The sequence below is a fragment of the Pedobacter sp. NJ-S-72 genome, assembly GCF_053890575.1.
Genome location: NZ_CM132681.1, coordinates 2,220,130 through 2,238,258, shown reverse-complemented (window position 1 = coordinate 2,238,258; position 18,129 = coordinate 2,220,130). Strand labels below are relative to the sequence as shown.

Sequence of the window (18,129 nt, the reverse complement as noted above, 5' to 3'; positions counted from 1 at the left end):
TGCTTAACAAGACTTTAGAAAAATCAATTTTTTGATCAGGGTATTCCCCTGTTTATTGCATTTAACCAATTATAAGAAGTGGCAATATTATATGCGCTTTGTTTCTCCACTAACCTGGCTTCAAACTCAAATCCAATATTAATAAACTCTTTGACTGGTTTTAAAAATCCGGTAGTAATTTTAGTTTTCTGCCTTGCCGAAAGTTGAGGAATAGTAGCTTCTTTGGAATTCTTTCCAATTGTGCGCTTTACAATTTGTCCATTTAACAAATAAGTAACCGTATTACCTACTCTACCTATAAACCCTCTATTCGATTCAACCTTTAATATTGCCATGATTCTAATTATTACATAAATGCCTTTTTGTTTCTAACAAGATAAGTATTTTATTTTGAAATAAACATTATCACAAATAAGTTAAAATAAGAAGAGGGGTAGGTTAACATACGTAAGGGGTCTATGTTGGGAAGGGGTTGGAAGGGGTAATCGCCCTTCCAACCCCTTCCCAACATAGACCCCTTACAGACCAGAAACACTACAACAACTTGTTTGTTAAAATATGCGTGCTGAACGGCAATGATTTTTTAAATAAACATTGGAACTAAAATTGTTTAATTTTGTCTGACACACAGAGTTGAATTAGCTTAAATGAGTAAAGTATTTACGATTACTGAAGGTCTGGAGAATATGGGCGCATTGCGTACCGGTGGCCAGGGTTCAGTTTACAAGGGAAGACGTTTTGGTCCTATTATTACGGCAGTGAAATTACTGCCAACACCAGTTCATACAGAAAGTACGGAAGATAAAAATTTCAGGAGTTTCCAGAATGAGGTGGAGAAATTGAAGAAAGTAAATGAGGAGCCTAATCCTAATATAGTTAAAATCTTAAATTCAGGAATTACAGAAAGCGGTTCTTTTCCATTCATAGAAATGGAATATATTGAAGGACCTGATCTGGAAGAGTTGCTGAAAGAGCCGCATGATAAAATATTTACGGTAAAGGAGGTGATTAAGGTAGCTGACCATTTGGCCAATGCCTTAGCTCATTGTCATAAAGGTAACTGTAAAACATGGTGATATTAAGAGTAATAATGTAAAATTTAATGTTCATACAGGTAATTATGTCCTGCTTGATTTTGGCTTGTCAGCGATGTCTGATGAACAGCGCAGAACAAGTATCCGCCATGCAGGAGCTATAGAATTTATGGCACCGGAGCAAAGTGAAGGACAAATGCTTTTTGAAACTGATATTTACAGTTATGGGGTAATCCTTTATGAGTTGCTTGCCGGGCAGGTTCCTTTTCCTTTATTGGATAATGGACAAAAATCGCGTAATGATGTACTGGTTGGTCATCTGGAATTACCTGTTCCTGATCTGCTGACGCTGAGAAAAGAGCACATGCCTGAAAGCTGGTCAGATGACAAGGTTTCGCATGAGATGCAGGTTCCGGGATGGTTAATGACAGTGATCGGTAAATGTTTGGAAAAAGCACCAGCCTCGAGATATAGAAATGGAATGGAGCTGCAATACGCCATTGTACATAGTAGTATCGCTGATTCCGGAAATAAATATAGTAGCTAATAGTACTGGGATTTCTTTACTGCAAATGGAGAATGACAGATTGCAAACTTTGCTTTTACATTATCAGGAAGCACAGGATGGAATACCTGTTAAAGATCCGGGCGTAATCGCAATTTCTAAACCTGTGTTTTATGTGTTAGCGACTGGAGTGATTTTTATGATTGCCCTGCTGAGCTATTTTCTCTTGTTTAAAGAGCCGGCTAAACCGGTGAAAAAAGAGTTGCCTGTGAAAGAAACTACTGTTCCGGCAGCAACAAATCAGGATGATAAGGATAAGGGATATAGCTGGGACAAGGATCGTGATTCTTTAAATGATAGTGGTACAACAGAAACACAGCCGATACAGATTAAGCCTGTTCCACAGACTCCCCGGGATACTACTACAATGAATTTAGATACTACGCTTCATTTTTAGAGCCGTTTGAAATTTAAACGGGAATAATATATAATTAAAGGTAAAATGGCAGAAAAGTCAACTTTCTGGAAAAAGACGGGTCTGCAGGACTGGTTTCTTCCAACAGAAAAAAGTAAAGCAAAAAAAGCAGTCAAAGGGTTAACGCCCGATGAAGTTTATAAATATATACTGGATAAATTCAAAGAATCCATAGGTCAGCTGTCTTTTGCGAACCGGATAGTTTTCTATCATGAATTTATTATTTGTTTCAATGAAGAGGACTATAAAGAGTTTCTGGAACATAAACAGGGTTTGTTCGGAATTATTGTACACGAGTCAGTAAACCAGTTTTATGAGGTTTTAAAAGAATACCGGAAAATGGGTAAGACCGTTGAGCCTTCCAGTTCTAAATGGGTTTTCAGACTGGCTTCTCACCCTGATTATGAACGTGGCGATAAAGGTTTTATAGGGAAACTGCTTCCCGGAAGTACTAAAAAGGAAGAGAATTTAAGAGTTACCTTTATTCCAAGACAAACAGGGATTGCAGAAACACTGGATGTTAACCAGGATATTTTAAACGGCTTTACTTATTATAGCGAAGGTTATTATGAGCTGCCGTATGCGATGGATCTTGAAAACGAACAATTGGTGAAAAGGAAGTCTGATAAAGTCCTGGCGCGTTTGGAAACGATTATGCCGGATCAGAATTTCAGGGGTAAAAAAGTGGAATATCTGATGACTACACAAGAAATTGTGGTTTCTGGTAAGGATGAAACCAGGAAAGAACCCTATATTTTCAGTATCCCCTCAGACTGGGTGAATACACCGCATTTGAGTATCCGGTATAATGAGCCAGAGGGTAAGTTTTACCTGGCTTCTTTTGGTGAAAAAACAATGGTCAATGAAGTTGAGGTTTACCGGAGTGATGTTAATGCTCCGGACTGGGTAGAACTTCCTTTCAATTCAAAAATACTATTAAATGGTATTATCGGTATTAACATTTTTAAACCTTAATTCCGGATGGGTAACTATTTATCAATTGGGCTGTTAGCCATAGGAGTTTTATTGCTGGTATGGCATTTTACAGATATTAAAAAATCGCAGAAATAATGGCTGATCGTTTATTTGGAATTACTGATGCCGGCAAGGTAAGAGAGAATAATGAAGATGAATTCATTACGCAGGAAGTGATGCATAATAAATTTATGATCGCAGGTGTAATTGATGGGGTTGGGGGGTATGCTGGCGGTGAAATCGCAGCTGCATTAACCAAAGGAGTTATTTTAAAAGAATTAGAAGCAATTGAACCTGATTTAATCAGTCAGCTGAACAGGGTTTTTCATCTCGCTAATGAGCAGATTATAGAACATAAACAGGGGGATCTGGAACTCATGGATATGGCTTGCGTAGCTACGCTTGCTGTGATAGACAGACAGAATAACCTTTTGCATTATGTTCATGTAGGGGATACACGGTTATATTTATTCCGTGATCATTCACTGATTAAAATCTCGCGTGATCAGTCTTTTGTAGGTTTCCTTGAAGATTCTGGCAGGTTAACGGAGGAGGCAGCAATGCAGCAGCATCCTAAACGTAATCAGATCAACCAGGCTTTAGGACTTGCAAGCCGTCAGGGAATGACAGATGCTTATTTTGAAACGGGGTCTTCACCTTTTTTACCCGGTGATATGATCCTGATTTGCAGTGATGGCTTAACGGATATGGTAGACGCTGCCTTAATCACAGCGGTGTTAAATGGCCCGGAGACCCTTGCAGTAAAAGGACAGCGGTTAGTGGAAGAAGCAAACCGTGCAGGCGGTAAAGATAATGTCACAGTAGTATTGGCCAAAAACGATAAAGCTCCTGCGGTCTATGAGATGCCAAAGGCGGATAAAACGGCTAAAAATCAGCCTGTGGTCAGTTCTTCGTTAGCTGAACCTTTCAGGGAGACGGTTAAAGCTTCACCTGAAGAACCTGCCGTTAAAGAAAAGAGTTCTAAAGGTTTGATTTTTCTACTGTCAGCTTTATGCCTGTTGTTTTTAGGAACTACTGTATGGTTGTTTTTATATACCGCAGAAGGTACAAAAGCTGATCAGCCCGGAACGACTTTGGTAACTGCTATAAAACCGGGTTTAAATCCGCAGGAAAAAATGATTAGTGATACGCTGTCAAAGTTGAAAGGTGATACTTTATTGCTTTCCGATACGGTGTTTAAAGTACCGGTTCATTTGAGTCAGGCGTTGACAATTGACAGAGATACTTTAATCCTGAAAACTAAAGGGAATATTGTTTTTCAAAGTGATTCAGCTTATAAAGGGCCCGCGTTGATTCTTTCTCCGAAATGTAAATATGTGAAGATAGATCAGCTGGTGCTGGAAAATTTTGAAACTGGGGTTGTGTCTTATAACAATGCTTTAGACTTGAAAAATATACGTTTTAACAAAGTTAATTATCCAATACAGGTACGGTTTGTTTTTCCAGACCAGTTTTATGTGAATGGCAGATTATCTAAACGTAGTTATGCAGCAGATTCGCTGGCTAAGAAATAATTATGGATAAGGGAAATACGGAACGTAAGGGAAGAACGCAGGAACGCTTGTTTTTAGGGCTGATTGCTATTTTACTAATAACCTTGTTTGTGAGGCTATTTGGTGTACTTCAGGGGAGGATAAAGGATGTAGATCAGCGTCTGAAAGAAGGAACAGTGGTGAATTTAAATGCACCTGAACCTGCGAAAGCGGTGAAGGCACTATTAACCAGCGGCTACTATCTGGAAGATCCGCTTGATATTGATATCATTAGTAATTCTATTGCCTCACAAGAAGCTAAAGGACTGTCTTTTACAAATATCGGTGACCTGAATAAAAGGAAATTTAATGTTGTGGCTGATGAGGCTTATCACAATGGCGGAGCTGCTTTTAAAAAGAGGGTGGCTGTGTCAAGATCGTTACTTGGTTTTACCGGGGATGATGAAGCTCGTTTTACGCAAGAAAAAAATAATGCTCCGGCTCTGCCTGCGGTCAAAAACCTGGGCATGGGCAATGGTGTGATTAAGGGGAAGGTTTCTCATAAGGGAGACGCGTTGTTGCCGGAGTTTTGGTCAGGTTATCTACTGTTCTTCCTGCTGATAGTATTGACGCAAAATCGTTTACTGCTTATGCCCGTACAGACGGTGAGGGCTCTTATGCTTTTAATCAATTACCGGAAGAGAAAGCTTATGAAGTAATTCCTTTAAAACCTGGTGCTGAATTTGGTCAGGTTAAAGGGGTACAGGAGTTAAATGGTTCCAAACAATTCAATTTTAATGAAGCGCCTCATATGCTCAGGTTACTTTCGTCGCGTGAATTTAACCTATTGAAGAATGATGGGGCATTAATTGTACGTACACCTGAACAGTTTAAGTTTTGGTATTTTGTAGTTACAGGTGGATTTTTGCTGACTTTTGTGTTCATCCATTTGCTGTTGTCTTTCAAGTTTCCGGAAGCGGATCAATTGATTTTACCCTTGTTAATGCTGCTGACAGGATTGTCTTTTCTGACGCTGCTGAGTTTGCAGGATCCGGTAAGAGACCGTTTTCTGGCGGTTGATTCTTTGTGGTTTTTATACTTGGGGGTTGCGGGTTTAGGTGTATTGTTGTTTTTAAATCTTAAACGTTTTACGGCTGATTCTGGATTTTACCGTTTATTTATATTCAAGGATCGTTCTGCTGCTAATGGATGGCCGTGGATTGCAGGGGCTATTTTGCTATTGGCGGGTACGCTTTTATTTGGTGCCGGGCCAGAAGGTAGTGGTGTTAAAGTGAATTTATTAGGGGTGCAGCCCAGTGAAGTTGTTAAATATATTGTAGTCCTGTTTTTAGCAGGTTTTTTTGCGCAAAATGAACAGTTTATTGCTACTTATTCGAGCTGGAAAAAACGCTGGTCATTTTTCTCTTTTGCATTGGCAGCGATCTTATTCACCTTGTTTTTATTTTTGCTGTTAGGGGATCTTGGCCCGGCCATCGTAATCTGTTTTACTTTTATACTTCTTTTCTCTTTTTCAAGAGGAGATTTTATGGAGATGGCGGCATTTGTACTTTTTATGTATGTGCTGGTTGCCTGGTTACTGGATAATGTATGGCTTGATGCTTTAATCACTTTTGCGATTTTAGTGCTGTATCATGTTTTAAAACGTAAGTCAATGAGCGAGTCGGCAGTTATGGCGCTGATTGTAATCACGGCTTTCTTAACGATTGATAAAATCCCTTACCTGGACAAAATTGTTCCGGGGCCGGTAGCGAGACTGGCCGACAGGAAAGCAATCTGGCAGGATGCGTGGAATAATGAAGTTTATGGTGGTGACCAGGTCGCAAATGGCCTTTGGGGAATTGCAACTGGTGGGATCAGCGGACAGGGAACAGGACAGGGTTTTGCGAAAACTATTCCTGAAGCACATACTGATATGATCCTTCCTGCTATAGGAGAAGAATTTGGATGGACAGGGATAACCTGTATTTTCATCTTGTTTTTAATCTATTTGCATCGTTCGATCATTATTGGCCGGCGTACGGGTACCCCGTTCCTTTTTTATATCTGTTCGGGGATTGGGATCTGTACTTTTATTCAGTTTTTGCTGATTGCAGGTGGATCTATTGGTGCTTTGCCTTTATCGGGGGTATCTCTTCCATTTGAGAGTTATGGTGGTTCTTCACTGGTCATTAATTTTGTGGCTGCGGGGTTTTTATTATCGGTTTCTTCGGTTAGAGGAACGGCTGTGCAAATGAAATATCTGACCGGGCAACAGGATAGAAACCTGGTTCCGGCATTAATTGCTGCCTGTGCAGCTATATTGTTGTTAGTGATTAATGTATCCCGCTATAGTTTTAATACGCCTGCATGGGTGGTTAAACCTGCTCTGGTAGCAGATAAAAGCGGGAGCAGGATGTTCAGCTATAATCCCCGGATAGGGATATTAATGAAAAAAAAAACTGGAAGCTGGAACTATTTATGATAGGTCAGGTCTGATCTTAGCAACCAGCAATCCTGAGCTGGTGAAAAAGCAAATGGAGCAATTGCGGGAAGCAGGTGCCGCCAGTTACAAACTGGATTCTGCAATGTAAAAGGGTAACGCGTTATTATCCTTTCGAAGAGCAAATGTTTTTCTGGACAGGGGATGCAAATACCGGGGTTTTTAGTGGTGGTATTAATGGCTATTTCGCAGAGTATGAACATGCTGCTGAGTTAAGAGGGTTTAAGATGCCTGTAACAAGTTATACGATGATTGCTTCCCGTTATAAGGAAGATCGCTTTTTACCCAGAGGGCCGAAGGAAATGACCGTCCTTAAAAAAGATTATTCTGCATTAACATCATTGTTAATTTCAGGATTGGACAGTACAGAAATCAAAACTTTTAAAAAACGTAACCGTGAGGTCAGGTTAAGTGTCGATGCGAGTTTGCAAACACATTTGCAGACTGGTTTAGCGAATGATCCTAAACTGAGTAAAAACAGGGTTTCGGTAGTGGTGATGTCTTCTAAAACGGGTGATGTACTGGCTTCGGCTGCTTTCCCTTTGCCACCAGTGAAAAACTGGGAACAGCTGACCATGAGCCTTTCGATCAGAATAAACTGGATTCATGGACTACAACTGCCGATCCGGGTTTTGCAATTGCTACGCAACCAGGTTCTACGGCTAAATTGCTGACTGCAATGGCTGGTTTTAATAAACTGGGTTTAGCTGCTGCACAGCAGACTTACCTGGTCAAAGCAAATGAAAGGATACGTACGCGTGGTGCTGAACCTGATGAAACGGGTCAGATTGATATGGAACAGGCAATCGTGAAATCGAATAATGTTTATTTTATTAAACTGGCTAATCAGCAGCATTTACAGGAGCAAATGGGAGATCTTTATTTGAAAACAGGGATGTTTTTGCATGGGGTTGGTGGTTATTATTATGGCCGGAAATCGGTTAATGAGGAGCAAGAACAACGCTGGCTTAATTTATGGCGCAAAACGGAATTCAGCAGTGCTTATAATCCAAACAATATTTACAGGAACCGGGCAACTGGTATTTCGGGAATGGCCTGGGGACAGGGGGAGTTAATTTCTACGCCTGCTGCAATGGCACGTTTAGGTTCAGCGATTGCGAATGGTGGTGTTTTAATCCCTAACCGTTATGTACTGAAATTAGCGGATTCGACGATCAAAGAAAAACAAGGGGTGGTATTGGCAAAAGACCCTGCTGCTGCTGCGTTGTTAAAACAATATATGATTGAGCAGAGTGCACGCAAGGCTGGTGTATTTGGTATTGCGGTAGCTGGTAAAACGGGTACGCCCGAAAGGATCATTAAAAAGAAAAAGGTAAATGATGGCTGGTATGTTTTTTTTTTTGCACCTGATGGAAATGGACAGGGTTATACGGTGGTTTGTATCCGGGTTGAAGCGACCAGAGGGTCTTCGGAAGCGGTAAGGGTAGCTGGTGAAACGGTAATACCTTTGCTGGTAAGAAAAGGATATATGAAAAGCATAAATTAAAGAATATAAGGATGTTTGATTTTTTTAAAAAGAATAAAAACGGATAATCCGTTAGATGCTAAGAGTTTGAGGGATGTCATTTTTTTGCAAATGATTAAAGAAGAATTGCAGAAACTGGATGGTGGAGAAGGTTCGCATTTAAAAGCCTTACAGCTTTTTGTGAATGCTGGCGCGGAGGAGCTGTTTATGTATGAAACTGCTTTGTACAGTGCTGAACCTGAGAAATTTCAGGAAGAGGTACAGCGGATCGCTGATAATTTTGCACTGGATCTTCCTGCGGCTTGGAAACTGGAAGTCCAATATGTGGCTGAATTGCCAGCAGGGGCTATTCAAAATCAGGAAGCTAAGGTTGGGATGATCTTGAAAAATGCTGAGGTGAAAAGTAGTTTGCAGGTAGGATTAACAGCTTGTTTAAAGGTGATTACTGGTAAAGCGGAACAGGAGCAGTATATTATTAAACCAGGCACCAGCCGGGTAAATATTGGCAGAGAAAGCAGTGTGCAGGGAAATGACGGCAGTTATCGTGTAAATGCAATCGCTTTTTTGGGGGAAGCTCAGGAAAGTAATAAGTATATCAGCAGACAACACGCGCATCTGGAGTGGGATAAAGAACAGGCTTGTTTTAAATTATACGCGGATGAAGGTGGCGTGCCGCCGGGAAATAAGACTAAAGTTAAAGCTGCACAGGATGAAAATACACATAAATTGAATTCAACACAGATAGGCTATACCTTGAAAGAAGGGGATCAGATTATTCTGGCTGATGTAGCTGTGCTTGAATTTATTTATTTAGTTTAGCGCATATATCCAGAAACCGCTTAACCTAAATGACTATAAAAGTACTGTACCTGATACCCTTACTGATCTTATTAACTATTTGTAAGACTAATGCACAAACGAAACATACGATCAGCGGGTATGTCAAAGACGCCCAAACCGGGGAACAATTAATTGGTACAACAATTAAAGTGGAAGGCCCTGCCAATGTATCCGCAACTTCTAATGAGTACGGTTTTTTCTCTCTGACTACAATAAGTGGCAGTTATAAACTTCTGATTGGTTCTGTCGGTTATGTCATCGACACAAGAACTGTAAATCTGGATAAAAATATTCAGCTTAAAATTGCTTTGGTTCCGCAGGATAACAATCTTTCGGAGGTTGTTATCTCTGGAGCGGCCAGAGATGAGCATGTCAGCTCTGCAAAAATGGGGGTTGAAAAATTGAGTATGAAAGAAATTGACAGAGTCCCTGTACTTTTTGGAGAAAGGGACCTGATTAAGGTGGTACAACTTTTACCAGGTGTGAAATCGGCTGGTGAAGGTAACAGTGGCTTTTTTTTGTCAGAGGAGGTGCTGCTGATCAGAACCTGATTCTTTTGGATGAGGCTATTGTTTACAATCCTTCCCACTTGCTGGGTTTCTTCTCTACGTTTAATTCTGATGCGATCAAGGACGTTACCCTTTATAAGGGCAATACACCTGCAAATTACGGCGGCAGATTGTCTTCTGTGATGGATGTGAAAATGAACGATGGGAATAATCAGAAGCTAAGTGTAAATGGTGGAATTGGGATTATTGCTTCAAGGGTGTGACTATTGAAGGGCCTATCGTGAAAAATAAAGGTTCGTTTTTGATCAGTGGAAGAAGAACATACGTGGATGCTTTCCTAAAAGCAAGCAGTGATACCGTTGTTAAAAAGAGTGCGCTGTATTTCTATGATCTAAACCTGAAAGCTAATTACCAGTTTGGAGAGAATGATAAGGTTTATCTTTCCGGTTATCTTGGACAGGATAAACTGGGTTTGGGTGGACTGTTTGGTTTGGACTGGGGTAATAAAACTGGTACTTTAAGATGGAATCACCAATTTAGCCCTAAGCTGTTCTCTAATACTTCGTTGATTTATAGTGACTACCGTTATAATATTAACCTGACTAATTCAACTTCTTTTAATGGTAAAATAACTTCTCAAATCAAGGATTGGAACCTGAAAGAGGAATTTAGCTTTTATCCGAATACAAAAAATACGTGGAAAATAGGGGTGAATTCGGTTTACCATACGATAAAACCGGGTCAGTATAGTGGTGATTTTACGCTGGATAGTCAGCCTTTTACGCATAGCTGGGAAAACGCGGCTTATGTAAGTAATGAGTGGAAGGCTTCTGATCGCCTGAAAGTTGAATATGGTTTGCGTTTGAGTGCTTTCTCTGTATTAGGTGGTGATAATAATTTTTATAACCTGGATGCCTCTGGAGCAATCGTAGACACGCTTCATTATGATAAAGGTAAAATTGTAAAGACATACTTTAATATTGAACCAAGATTTTCTGCGGCTTATCAGCTAAATGAAGTTTCTTCTTTGAAAGCGGCCTATGCGAGGAATACGCAGTCTCTTCATCAGCTGTCTAACTCTGCGACAAGCAGCCCGACGGATAAATGGGTGGCAACAAATAATATTATCAAACCGGAAACTTCAGATCAGGTATCTCTGGGCTATTTCCGCAACCTGAAAGACAATACTTTTGAGTTTAGTGCAGAAACATATTATAAGGTAATGAATAACCAGGTAGATTACGGGGACGGGGCCAATATCATCAGAAGTAATGATCCTATTGAGCCGCAGCTTTTATTTGGTAAAGGGAGAGCTTATGGGCTCGAACTGCTATTGCGTAAAAAGACAGGACGCCTGACGGGATGGATTGGTTATACTTTGTCGCGCTCCGAAAAAATGATTGATGGTATTAATGAGAATGACTGGTATGCTGCAAGACAGGATCGTACACATGATATCTCCATTGTAGGTATGTATGAGGTGAACAGGAAATGGTCGCTTTCTGCAACCTTTGTTTATTATACGGGTAATGCGGTCTCTTTCCCAAGTGGTAAATACTATACGGATAACCAGGTGGTTTTCTTATATACTAAACGTAATGCTTACAGAATGCCTGCTTATCACAGACTTGATCTGAGTGCTACATGTAAACTGAAAGAGCGTAAAAACTTCTCTTCTGAACTGGCATTTGGTCTTTATAATGCTTATGGACGTGAAAATGCTTACGCGATTACTTTCCGTGATAACCCTGATGACCGCTCCCCTCAGGCGGTGCAAACTTCTTTGTTCAGGTTTGTGCCTTCAATTTCTTACAACTTTAAATTTTAAAATGATGAAACGCAGTGTAGGTTTTTTCTACTTAATGATAGTAACGGTGATGTTCAGTGGTTGTGAAAAGGTCATTGATGTTAAATTGGATGGATCGGCTACACAAATTGTAATTGAGGGGCAGGTTACTGCCAATGCCGGGCCTTATAGGGTGAGCATTTCCGAATCAAAGAACTTTGAGGAGGATAATAATTTTGTGGGGCGTAATGACGGGGTTGTTGAAATTAAGGATCTGACTTCTGGTGTTGCTGAGACTTTAACGACTAAAAATTCTGGTGTCTATGAGACGAGCCTGATGCAGGGGGTTGGCGGTCATACTTATCAATTGACAGTTAAACTGAGTGGTAAGACTTATATGGCTACTTCGACTATTCCCCTGAAAGCGATCAAGGTGAATAAGCTTTATGCAAAACGCTTTGAACTGGATGCAGATATAAAATATTTATGGTTCCTGAATACACTGATCCGGTAGGAAAAGGGAATTATTACAGGTTAAGGCAGTGGGTAAATAATGTGCTGGTAAAGGGCTCTTTTGTACGCAATGATGATGCAACGGATGGCAGAACTTATGACAACCAGCTTTATTATGATACGGATTCAAAGGTGGGAAATCCATTGATTAATAATGGTGATCTGATGACGGTCGAATTGCAGTGTATTGATAAAGGTACTTATGATTATTTCAGAACTTTGAACACGACGATCGATCAGAATACGGATACGCCTTCTAATCCGATAAGTAATATTTCTGGCGGTGCTTTAGGGGTATTTAATGCTTGCCAGTCTACTAATATAACTTCTATAGCTAAATTTTAATTGTAATTTCGCGTCGGCGGATTGCAAGGTCTGCTTTTATTGAGGTTATTATAAAGCGTAAAAAAAATGGATAAGTCTGAAGTCGAACAGGTATTAATCACAGTGAAGTCGGGAACGGAACGGAAAGCACTGAATATAAAAATTTATAAGAATGGAATCCTTGCCCGCAGGGGCTGTGGTGGTTTACCGGGAGTGAAAATTTCTGGTATGAGCTTTACCGGGGATTCTACGTATTTTGATAAAATTATGAATAGTGTTTCTCAACAGGTTCTTGATGAGAATATTAACCATGAAGAGAAGATAATCACCGGCTCTCTGGAATATCTTGTTGCCTTTTACGGGGTAAGCAGCAATGGTGATCAGGGTGAAAGAGCTGAATGGACAAAGTCTACCGGATTGAGGTTCTTTATGGATGAGGGAACTAGTTTCAGACACAATTTGTTAGGGTTTGTGGACGGACTGGCTATCGAAGCAATGAAATTGACGGATTCATGGTATTTTGATATTATGATGATCGGACTGGAGAAAATGAGTGCTACTTCGCTTCCTGAACAGACGTTAGCGACTGCTCCGAAAACTGATGAGGCACTGAAACAGGATTTTCAGAGTTACTTTGAACAGGTGAGTAAGAAGGATTTGGAAGGGTTTGTGAAGGGGAAGGTTTATCTGGATGAGCAAGGGGTTAAACATGAGGTTTCTTTCTCGGGCGATGATAAGTCGCTAACCTACAAGTTCACTGCTTCTTAGGTCAGGGGGAAATAAAAAAAAGACCAGCATATTTCGGCCGACGTTCATTTGAAGGAATGAACAATGTCCGAAATATGCTGGTCTTTTTTTTTATTTCTCTAAACTGGCGAAATGGTGTGATTTGTTGGCGCGCTATTGAGTTGTTTGTTAGTTACCTATTGGTTTACTTGTTGGATTGCTTATTTGTTAGTTGCCTATTGGTTTACTTGTTGGATTGCTATTTTGTTAGTTACCTTTAGGTTTGCTTGTTGGATTACTTCTTTGTTAGTTGCCTATTGGTTTACTTGTTGGATTGCTTCTTTGTTAGTTGCCTTTAGGTTTGCTTGTTGGATCGCCTATTGGATTGCTTTTTGTTAGTTGCCTATAGGTTTGCTTAGGATTGCCTATCGAATTGCTATTTTGTTAGTTGCCTTTAGGTTTGCTTGTTGGATCGCCTATTGGATTGCTTTTTGTTAGTTGCCTATAGGTTTGCTTATTGGATTGCCTATCGAATTGCTATTTTGTTAGTTGCCTTTAGGTTTGCTTGTTGGATCGCCTATTGGATTGCTTTTTGTTAGTTGCCTATAGGTTTGCTTATTGGATTGCCTATCGAATTGCTATTTTGTTAGTTGCCTTTAGGTTTGCTTGTTGGATCGCCTATTGGATTGCTTATTTGTTAGTTGCCTATTGGTTTACTTGTTGGATTGCCTATTGGATTGCTTTTTGTTAGTTACTTTTAGGTTTGCTTGTTGGATTGTCTATAGGTTTGCTGGTTTGTTAGCAGCTTTTGATTAGTTGAAGAGCTCAATCAGATCACTTTTTGAAAGGGATTTTAGCAGGGAGGTATCGGTTTGTATGATATCATTCACAAGCTCCTTCTTTGTTTCCTGAAGTTATGATTTTTTTCGATAGTGTCAGGACAAATTAATCTGATAGCTACTACATTTTTCTTCTGGCCAATGCGATAGCAACGGTCAATGGCCTGGTTTTCTACAGCAGGGTTCCACCAGGGGTCAACGAGGTATACGTAGTCGGCCTCGGTAAGGTTCAGGCCGGTTCCGCCTGCTTTCAGACTGATCAGGAAGACACGGATGTTTTCGTTTTGCTGGAAGCTTTGTACGCGCTTTTCACGATTGGTTGTTTTGCCACTAAGGTATTCAAAGGGGATGTCTTTTTGTTCGAGTTCCTTCTTGATGAGGTCGAGCATGGAGACGAATTGTGAGAATACGAGGATTTTATGCTGGGGTGAGTGACTCTCTATTTCTTCCATCAGGGTCGTGATTTTAGAGGAGGTGGCTCCGTGCAGCAGGTTGTCCTTGAGCAAGGCAGGTGAATTGCAGATCTGTCTGAGCTGGGTCAGGCCTTTAAGGATATGCATGATGCGCTTTTTTCTTCATGGTCTTCTTTCCCGGACAGGAGAAATTTCTTGTACTCGTTTTTGCAGGCGTCGTAAGCGGTCTTTTGGGTCGTGCCCATCTCGCAGTAGATCACCATTTCGGTTTTGTCAGGAAGCTCTGCGGCCACTTCTTTTTTTTTTCTGCGCAGGATGAATGGGCTTACTTTCTTTTTAAGGTTTTTTGCAGCCCTTGTGTCTTTAAATTTATCTATAGGGGATGAGTAATGGTCTCTGAAATATTGTTTGCTGCCGAGGAGCCCGGGGCATGCAAAGGAGAGTTGCCCGTAAAGGTCAAAGGTGTTGTTCTCTATTGGGGTACCGGTAATGACAATTTTATTCCTGGACTGTAGCAGACGCACAGCGTTGTAACGTAGGGAGTCGGGGTTTTTTATGGTTTGAGACTCATCCAGAAAAATGTAGTTAAAGTGATATTTCTTAAGCCAGCCTATGTCGTATAGCAGGGTGCCATAGGAGGTGAGGATGATTTCGTAATTGTAATTGCTGAAATCTTCATGGTCTTTTATCCGGTCTGCACCGTATATGGTATGGATCTTAAGATCGGGGGCGAATTTGGTTATTTCGGCCTGCCAGTTAAAGATCAGGGTAGTGGGAACAACGATGAGGTTGGTGTTTTGATGTCCCTTTTCCCGCTGGGATAGGATGAAGGCAATAATCTGAATGGTTTTCCCGAGGCCCATATCGTCGGCGAGACAACCACCGAAATTGAATTCATCAAGGAAGTTTAACCAGTTCAGGCCTTCTTTCTGGTAATCTCTAAGGGTTCCATTCAGGGCTTTTGGAACTTCTACTTTTTGGATGTTTTTAAAATCAGCTATTTTAGCTTTATAGGTAGAGAGCTCCATTTTTACAGCTACTGAAAGGATTTCTTCTTCGTACAAGTCGGTAATTTCTGTGAAATTTACCTTGGGTGTACGAATGGATTCATCTACAACTTCTCCGGCATTAAAGTATTTTGTAAGACGATCAATCCACTCTTGAGGTAGTATCCCCATCGTGCCGTCACCGAGCTTCACAAATTTGCTTTTATTCCTGATTGATCTGTGCAGGTGCTTGAGGGAGACTTTTTGTTTTCCAAAAGTGACTTCAAATGCGGTGTCAAACCAGTTTAGTCCGCTGTTTACGGCTATGCTTATTTTTGCTTTGTTAGGGTTTATGTTATTGCCCTTTAGCTGGTTGAAACCTAATATGGTGATGTTCTGCTGATGCCATTCTTCAAAGGCGGCTAAAAACCAGCCTTCGTCCAGAAAACGTTTTTTATGAAGGTAAAAGGATTCTTTATCCAGCTGCTCTTCAAAATGGGGATGCTGACGAATCATTGAGGACACAAACTGTAACTCCTCCTGCTCATCTCTGGTTACGGTAAATACATTGCCTGCGTGGTCTGCGGCATGGATTTGTTTTCTGGATAATACAGGGACTTCAACGGCTCCGTATTTCATTACGGGGGTTATCAGAACGTAGTTTTCAGAGTCGGAGAGAGGTAGATGATCTTCTCGGTTGACTGATCAAAGTGTGCCTCTTTGAGTTGTTCGTGGGTAGCGGGTTTGAGATAGGAGTAGTTGATATGGATTTTGCTTTCCAGCCTGGACAAGATGTCTTCTTTGAATGCTGCAAATTTAGAATCGTGTATAATCAGATGATTGTTGTTTTGTCTGAAGAAATCTACTACTCTGATGAAATCGGGATTATCAATGAGGTACATCGTACCGTTGTAAAAGATGAAGTAACTGAACTTTATATTCAGAAGCTTAAGGTCGTAAGCTTTACCTTCTAAAACGAGTTCGCCCAAAATGGTATAAAATCCGTTGGTGAGGTTAACGGCCAGGCGAATGTCTATGTGAAGGTTTTTGATCTTCACTGGAATGATTGAACTGACAGTCAGGTTAGGGGAGATCCTGGGGTCGTGGTAAAAAACGTCCAGCCCAAGGGGATTCTTTACCAGTGCTTTTAAGCCATTGATGTCGGCATCTGCCTGTGCAGTTTTCGTAGTTCTGCTGGAATTTGGAAATTGCTGTATAGAATTTTAATTCTTCTGGGTTTTCTGTTGCCCATATGTAGTCCATCGCATTTAACTGCTTCAATGGATTCCTTATTTTACCAGTGGCTGTCGTTGCACATTCCAAAAAGTCAGCCTGGAAATGTGAGTAGTAACGGTGCTGCTTTAAAACAAGTATTTTCTTTGTGCCTTCCTCTTCTGCTACACGTTTTAAGAAATTGAGGTCTGTTTTAGGCAAAAGAAGCTCTTTAAGAAGCTCATTTTTCTCTTTCGTAATTGGCAGGAGGTCTTTCATCACTGGAATAATCCCGAAATTCTTATTTCCATATTCAATGGTAAATAAGTCATCGGGACTTTCGTTTTCTAAACCGTAGGCTGTGGCAAATTGCCTTATCTTTTCATGTCTTAGCTTACTATCAAAAAATACACGGAGTTCAGGACGTTCGATGATATTAAACAGGACCTGCATCTGATGCTCACATAATCTATTTTGATTGAAGGACAACGACAAGAAAGAATCAGGTTGTTTTGATGAAGACGTATGTCTACTTGTGGAAATTTTATGGCAGTACCACTGTTCCCAAATGAGGCATAACCTATTGAAATATGCTGTGGCAACAAATCAAAATAGCCTGGCGCTGTAATATCTGCCGGACCAGAACTGTGTTTTAATATAAAAACAGTATTGAAAAGTGCTGGGTTGAAATCACTGATTATATAGGTATCAGGGGTGTTTTTAACAGTTTCAAATAGGTTTGGGATGTCTGCCATAGTGTGGAAGGTAAAGATAGTCCTTTCTGCCGAATGACTAAAATGAGAGAAAAAATAAAAATAGTTAAAATAAATACTACTATTTCAGTAGACATTATTATATTTGCTGTCAGTAACAACGTAATGAAAGAAATTACAAAGGAGAAAAACAAGGGTTACTCATATTTTTCTCTGCTAAAATAGTCATGTGGCCGAGTGGTGAGGTGTGGGTCTGCAAAACCTTTAACGGCGGTTCGAATCCGCCCATGACGTCAATAGTAATGTGAATCATTACGCCGATACTTGATTTTGGTTAGATCTAAGTTTTGTTTTGTTGATACTCCAGGTTGGATGACCTGGAGTATCTTAGTTTTATGGGCAGTGGAATGCAGCTTGCTATTTCCTGAAGAAGATTGAAAATCCTATTGAAAACCTCTTTTTCAGGAATCAGGTTAAATGAAAATGAGTCTTAAGCGGAGGTTCGTGTAAGTAAACGAGCTGTTGACGTAAAAATATTTAAAGATCAAAAACTCTTTCATACTTTTAACATTAAGCACGGTTTAATCAAGTTGATAATTTATCCTTGTATTAAATTTTGCTCTCAAATTGGTGTGTTTGATATACTAAAGGGGAATTTCGATTCCCCTTTAGTTATTTATGGGGATTTCCGGTTTTTATCCTCATTTCTTTAATTACAATATAATTATTATTCTAAGTTATGCCGGACTTCTAAATCTAAATCCTTGAAAAGGGGAGCTGTTTATATATATGTTTTGTTT

General features: G+C 40.2%; 21 protein-coding genes and 1 tRNA gene. 17 read left to right on the top strand and 5 right to left on the bottom strand.

The window, feature by feature from the left end; genetic code table 11:
• Positions 1-35: 35 nt before the first annotated feature.
• Positions 36-335, bottom strand: a complete 300-nt coding sequence (locus tag ACWYN3_RS15005; RefSeq protein ID WP_456221861.1) for a DUF6266 family protein — start codon at positions 333-335, stop codon at positions 36-38.
• Positions 336-647: 312 nt separating this feature from the next.
• On the opposite strand from ACWYN3_RS15005, the gene ACWYN3_RS15000 reads away from it, so the two are divergent.
• The 16 genes from ACWYN3_RS15000 (at position 648) to ACWYN3_RS14925 (ending at position 13,208) form a co-directional block, all read left to right on the top strand.
• Positions 648-1,076: a protein kinase domain-containing protein gene (locus ACWYN3_RS15000; RefSeq protein ID WP_456221860.1), complete on the top strand. Its 429-nt coding sequence runs from the start codon at positions 648-650 to the stop codon at positions 1,074-1,076.
• Positions 1,045-1,581, top strand: coding sequence for a serine/threonine protein kinase (locus ACWYN3_RS14995; protein ID WP_456223026.1), 537 nt, complete (start codon positions 1,045-1,047; stop codon positions 1,579-1,581). The genes ACWYN3_RS15000 and ACWYN3_RS14995 overlap by 32 nt, the downstream gene beginning before the upstream one ends.
• Entirely contained in the window at positions 1,535-1,996 is a 462-nt protein-coding gene (locus tag ACWYN3_RS14990; RefSeq protein ID WP_456221859.1) for a hypothetical protein, read from the top strand. The genes ACWYN3_RS14995 and ACWYN3_RS14990 overlap by 47 nt, the downstream gene beginning before the upstream one ends.
• Positions 1,997-2,041: 45 nt before the next feature.
• The gene (locus tag ACWYN3_RS14985; RefSeq protein ID WP_456221858.1) at positions 2,042-2,989 is read left to right on the top strand and encodes a hypothetical protein; all 948 of its coding nucleotides are present in this window, start codon (positions 2,042-2,044) and stop codon (positions 2,987-2,989) included.
• 95 nt (positions 2,990-3,084) lie between these two features.
• A complete protein-coding gene (locus ACWYN3_RS14980) occupies positions 3,085-4,524 on the top strand; it encodes a PP2C family protein-serine/threonine phosphatase (protein WP_456221857.1) in 1,440 nt (479 codons plus the stop codon).
• Positions 4,525-4,526: 2 nt separating this feature from the next.
• Positions 4,527-5,201 (top strand): hypothetical protein, encoded by a 675-nt coding sequence (locus ACWYN3_RS14975; RefSeq protein WP_456221856.1) that lies wholly within the window; start codon positions 4,527-4,529, stop codon positions 5,199-5,201.
• A gap of 92 nt (positions 5,202-5,293) precedes the next feature.
• Entirely contained in the window at positions 5,294-6,964 is a 1,671-nt protein-coding gene (locus ACWYN3_RS14970) for an FtsW/RodA/SpoVE family cell cycle protein (protein ID WP_456223025.1), read from the top strand.
• A 74-nt stretch (positions 6,965-7,038) separates the two neighbouring features.
• On the top strand, positions 7,039-7,656 hold the full coding sequence (locus ACWYN3_RS14965) for a hypothetical protein (RefSeq protein WP_456221855.1): 618 nt from the start codon (positions 7,039-7,041) through the stop codon (positions 7,654-7,656).
• Positions 7,542-8,489, top strand: a complete 948-nt coding sequence (locus ACWYN3_RS14960) for a penicillin-binding transpeptidase domain-containing protein (RefSeq protein WP_456223024.1) — start codon at positions 7,542-7,544, stop codon at positions 8,487-8,489. Before ACWYN3_RS14965 ends, ACWYN3_RS14960 begins: the two co-directional genes overlap by 115 nt.
• A 90-nt stretch (positions 8,490-8,579) precedes the next feature.
• Entirely contained in the window at positions 8,580-9,287 is a 708-nt protein-coding gene (locus ACWYN3_RS14955) for an FHA domain-containing protein (protein WP_456221854.1), read from the top strand.
• 29 nt (positions 9,288-9,316) lie between these two features.
• Positions 9,317-9,859, top strand: a complete 543-nt coding sequence (locus ACWYN3_RS14950; RefSeq protein WP_456221853.1) for a carboxypeptidase-like regulatory domain-containing protein — start codon at positions 9,317-9,319, stop codon at positions 9,857-9,859.
• Positions 9,860-9,864: 5 nt separating this feature from the next.
• Positions 9,865-10,080: a hypothetical protein gene (locus tag ACWYN3_RS14945; protein ID WP_456221852.1), complete on the top strand. Its 216-nt coding sequence runs from the start codon at positions 9,865-9,867 to the stop codon at positions 10,078-10,080.
• Complete coding sequence (locus ACWYN3_RS14940; RefSeq protein WP_456221851.1) at positions 10,077-11,645, top strand: TonB-dependent receptor plug domain-containing protein; 1,569 nt, start codon at positions 10,077-10,079, stop codon at positions 11,643-11,645. Before ACWYN3_RS14945 ends, ACWYN3_RS14940 begins: the two co-directional genes overlap by 4 nt.
• 1 nt (position 11,646) lies before the next feature.
• Entirely contained in the window at positions 11,647-12,117 is a 471-nt protein-coding gene (locus tag ACWYN3_RS14935) for a DUF4249 family protein (RefSeq protein ID WP_456221850.1), read from the top strand.
• Positions 12,090-12,461, top strand: coding sequence for a DUF4249 family protein (locus ACWYN3_RS14930; RefSeq protein WP_456221849.1), 372 nt, complete (start codon positions 12,090-12,092; stop codon positions 12,459-12,461). The genes ACWYN3_RS14935 and ACWYN3_RS14930 overlap by 28 nt, the downstream gene beginning before the upstream one ends.
• 66 nt (positions 12,462-12,527) lie before the next feature.
• A complete protein-coding gene (locus ACWYN3_RS14925) occupies positions 12,528-13,208 on the top strand; it encodes a hypothetical protein (RefSeq protein WP_456221848.1) in 681 nt (226 codons plus the stop codon).
• An 844-nt stretch (positions 13,209-14,052) separates the two neighbouring features.
• Here the strand turns inward: ACWYN3_RS14925 and ACWYN3_RS14920 are convergent.
• Genes ACWYN3_RS14920 through ACWYN3_RS14905 form a run of 4 tightly spaced genes read right to left on the bottom strand, consistent with a single transcriptional unit; the run spans position 14,053 to position 17,069 of the window.
• Positions 14,053-14,565, bottom strand: a complete 513-nt coding sequence (locus tag ACWYN3_RS14920) for a DEAD/DEAH box helicase (RefSeq protein WP_456221847.1) — start codon at positions 14,563-14,565, stop codon at positions 14,053-14,055.
• Positions 14,544-16,043 carry an SNF2-related protein gene (locus ACWYN3_RS14915; RefSeq protein WP_456221846.1) on the bottom strand — a complete coding sequence of 500 codons (1,500 nt, stop codon included), beginning with the start codon at positions 16,041-16,043 and terminating at the stop codon, positions 14,544-14,546. The genes ACWYN3_RS14920 and ACWYN3_RS14915 overlap by 22 nt, the downstream gene beginning before the upstream one ends.
• Positions 16,044-16,054: 11 nt before the next feature.
• Complete coding sequence (locus ACWYN3_RS14910) at positions 16,055-16,462, bottom strand: hypothetical protein (RefSeq protein WP_456221845.1); 408 nt, start codon at positions 16,460-16,462, stop codon at positions 16,055-16,057.
• Between the two features lie 25 nt (positions 16,463-16,487).
• Positions 16,488-17,069 (bottom strand): hypothetical protein, encoded by a 582-nt coding sequence (locus ACWYN3_RS14905; RefSeq protein ID WP_456221844.1) that lies wholly within the window; start codon positions 17,067-17,069, stop codon positions 16,488-16,490.
• 483 nt (positions 17,070-17,552) lie between these two features.
• Between ACWYN3_RS14905 and ACWYN3_RS14900 the strand changes: the two genes are divergently transcribed.
• Positions 17,553-17,623: transfer RNA gene (locus ACWYN3_RS14900), tRNA-Cys, on the top strand.
• Positions 17,624-18,129 lie beyond the last annotated feature (506 nt).

Bases quoted from the DNA above. Each gene is read 5' to 3' on its own strand.
- ACWYN3_RS15005 (WP_456221861.1), bottom strand. From the start codon at position 335: ATGGCAATATTAAAGGTTGAATCGAATAGAGGGTTTATAGGTAGAGTA.
- ACWYN3_RS15000 (WP_456221860.1), top strand. From the start codon at position 648: ATGAGTAAAGTATTTACGATTACTGAAGGTCTGGAGAATATGGGCGCA.
- ACWYN3_RS14985 (WP_456221858.1), top strand. From the start codon at position 2,042: ATGGCAGAAAAGTCAACTTTCTGGAAAAAGACGGGTCTGCAGGACTGG.
- ACWYN3_RS14980 (WP_456221857.1), top strand. From the start codon at position 3,085: ATGGCTGATCGTTTATTTGGAATTACTGATGCCGGCAAGGTAAGAGAG.
- ACWYN3_RS14975 (WP_456221856.1), top strand. From the start codon at position 4,527: ATGGATAAGGGAAATACGGAACGTAAGGGAAGAACGCAGGAACGCTTG.
- ACWYN3_RS14970 (WP_456223025.1), top strand. From the start codon at position 5,294: ATGCTCAGGTTACTTTCGTCGCGTGAATTTAACCTATTGAAGAATGAT.
- ACWYN3_RS14955 (WP_456221854.1), top strand. From the start codon at position 8,580: ATGATTAAAGAAGAATTGCAGAAACTGGATGGTGGAGAAGGTTCGCAT.
- ACWYN3_RS14950 (WP_456221853.1), top strand. From the start codon at position 9,317: ATGACTATAAAAGTACTGTACCTGATACCCTTACTGATCTTATTAACT.
- ACWYN3_RS14935 (WP_456221850.1), top strand. From the start codon at position 11,647: ATGATGAAACGCAGTGTAGGTTTTTTCTACTTAATGATAGTAACGGTG.
- ACWYN3_RS14930 (WP_456221849.1), top strand. From the start codon at position 12,090: ATGGTTCCTGAATACACTGATCCGGTAGGAAAAGGGAATTATTACAGG.
- ACWYN3_RS14925 (WP_456221848.1), top strand. From the start codon at position 12,528: ATGGATAAGTCTGAAGTCGAACAGGTATTAATCACAGTGAAGTCGGGA.
- ACWYN3_RS14920 (WP_456221847.1), bottom strand. From the start codon at position 14,565: ATGCATATCCTTAAAGGCCTGACCCAGCTCAGACAGATCTGCAATTCA.
- ACWYN3_RS14915 (WP_456221846.1), bottom strand. From the start codon at position 16,043: ATGAAATACGGAGCCGTTGAAGTCCCTGTATTATCCAGAAAACAAATC.
- ACWYN3_RS14905 (WP_456221844.1), bottom strand. From the start codon at position 17,069: ATGCAGGTCCTGTTTAATATCATCGAACGTCCTGAACTCCGTGTATTT.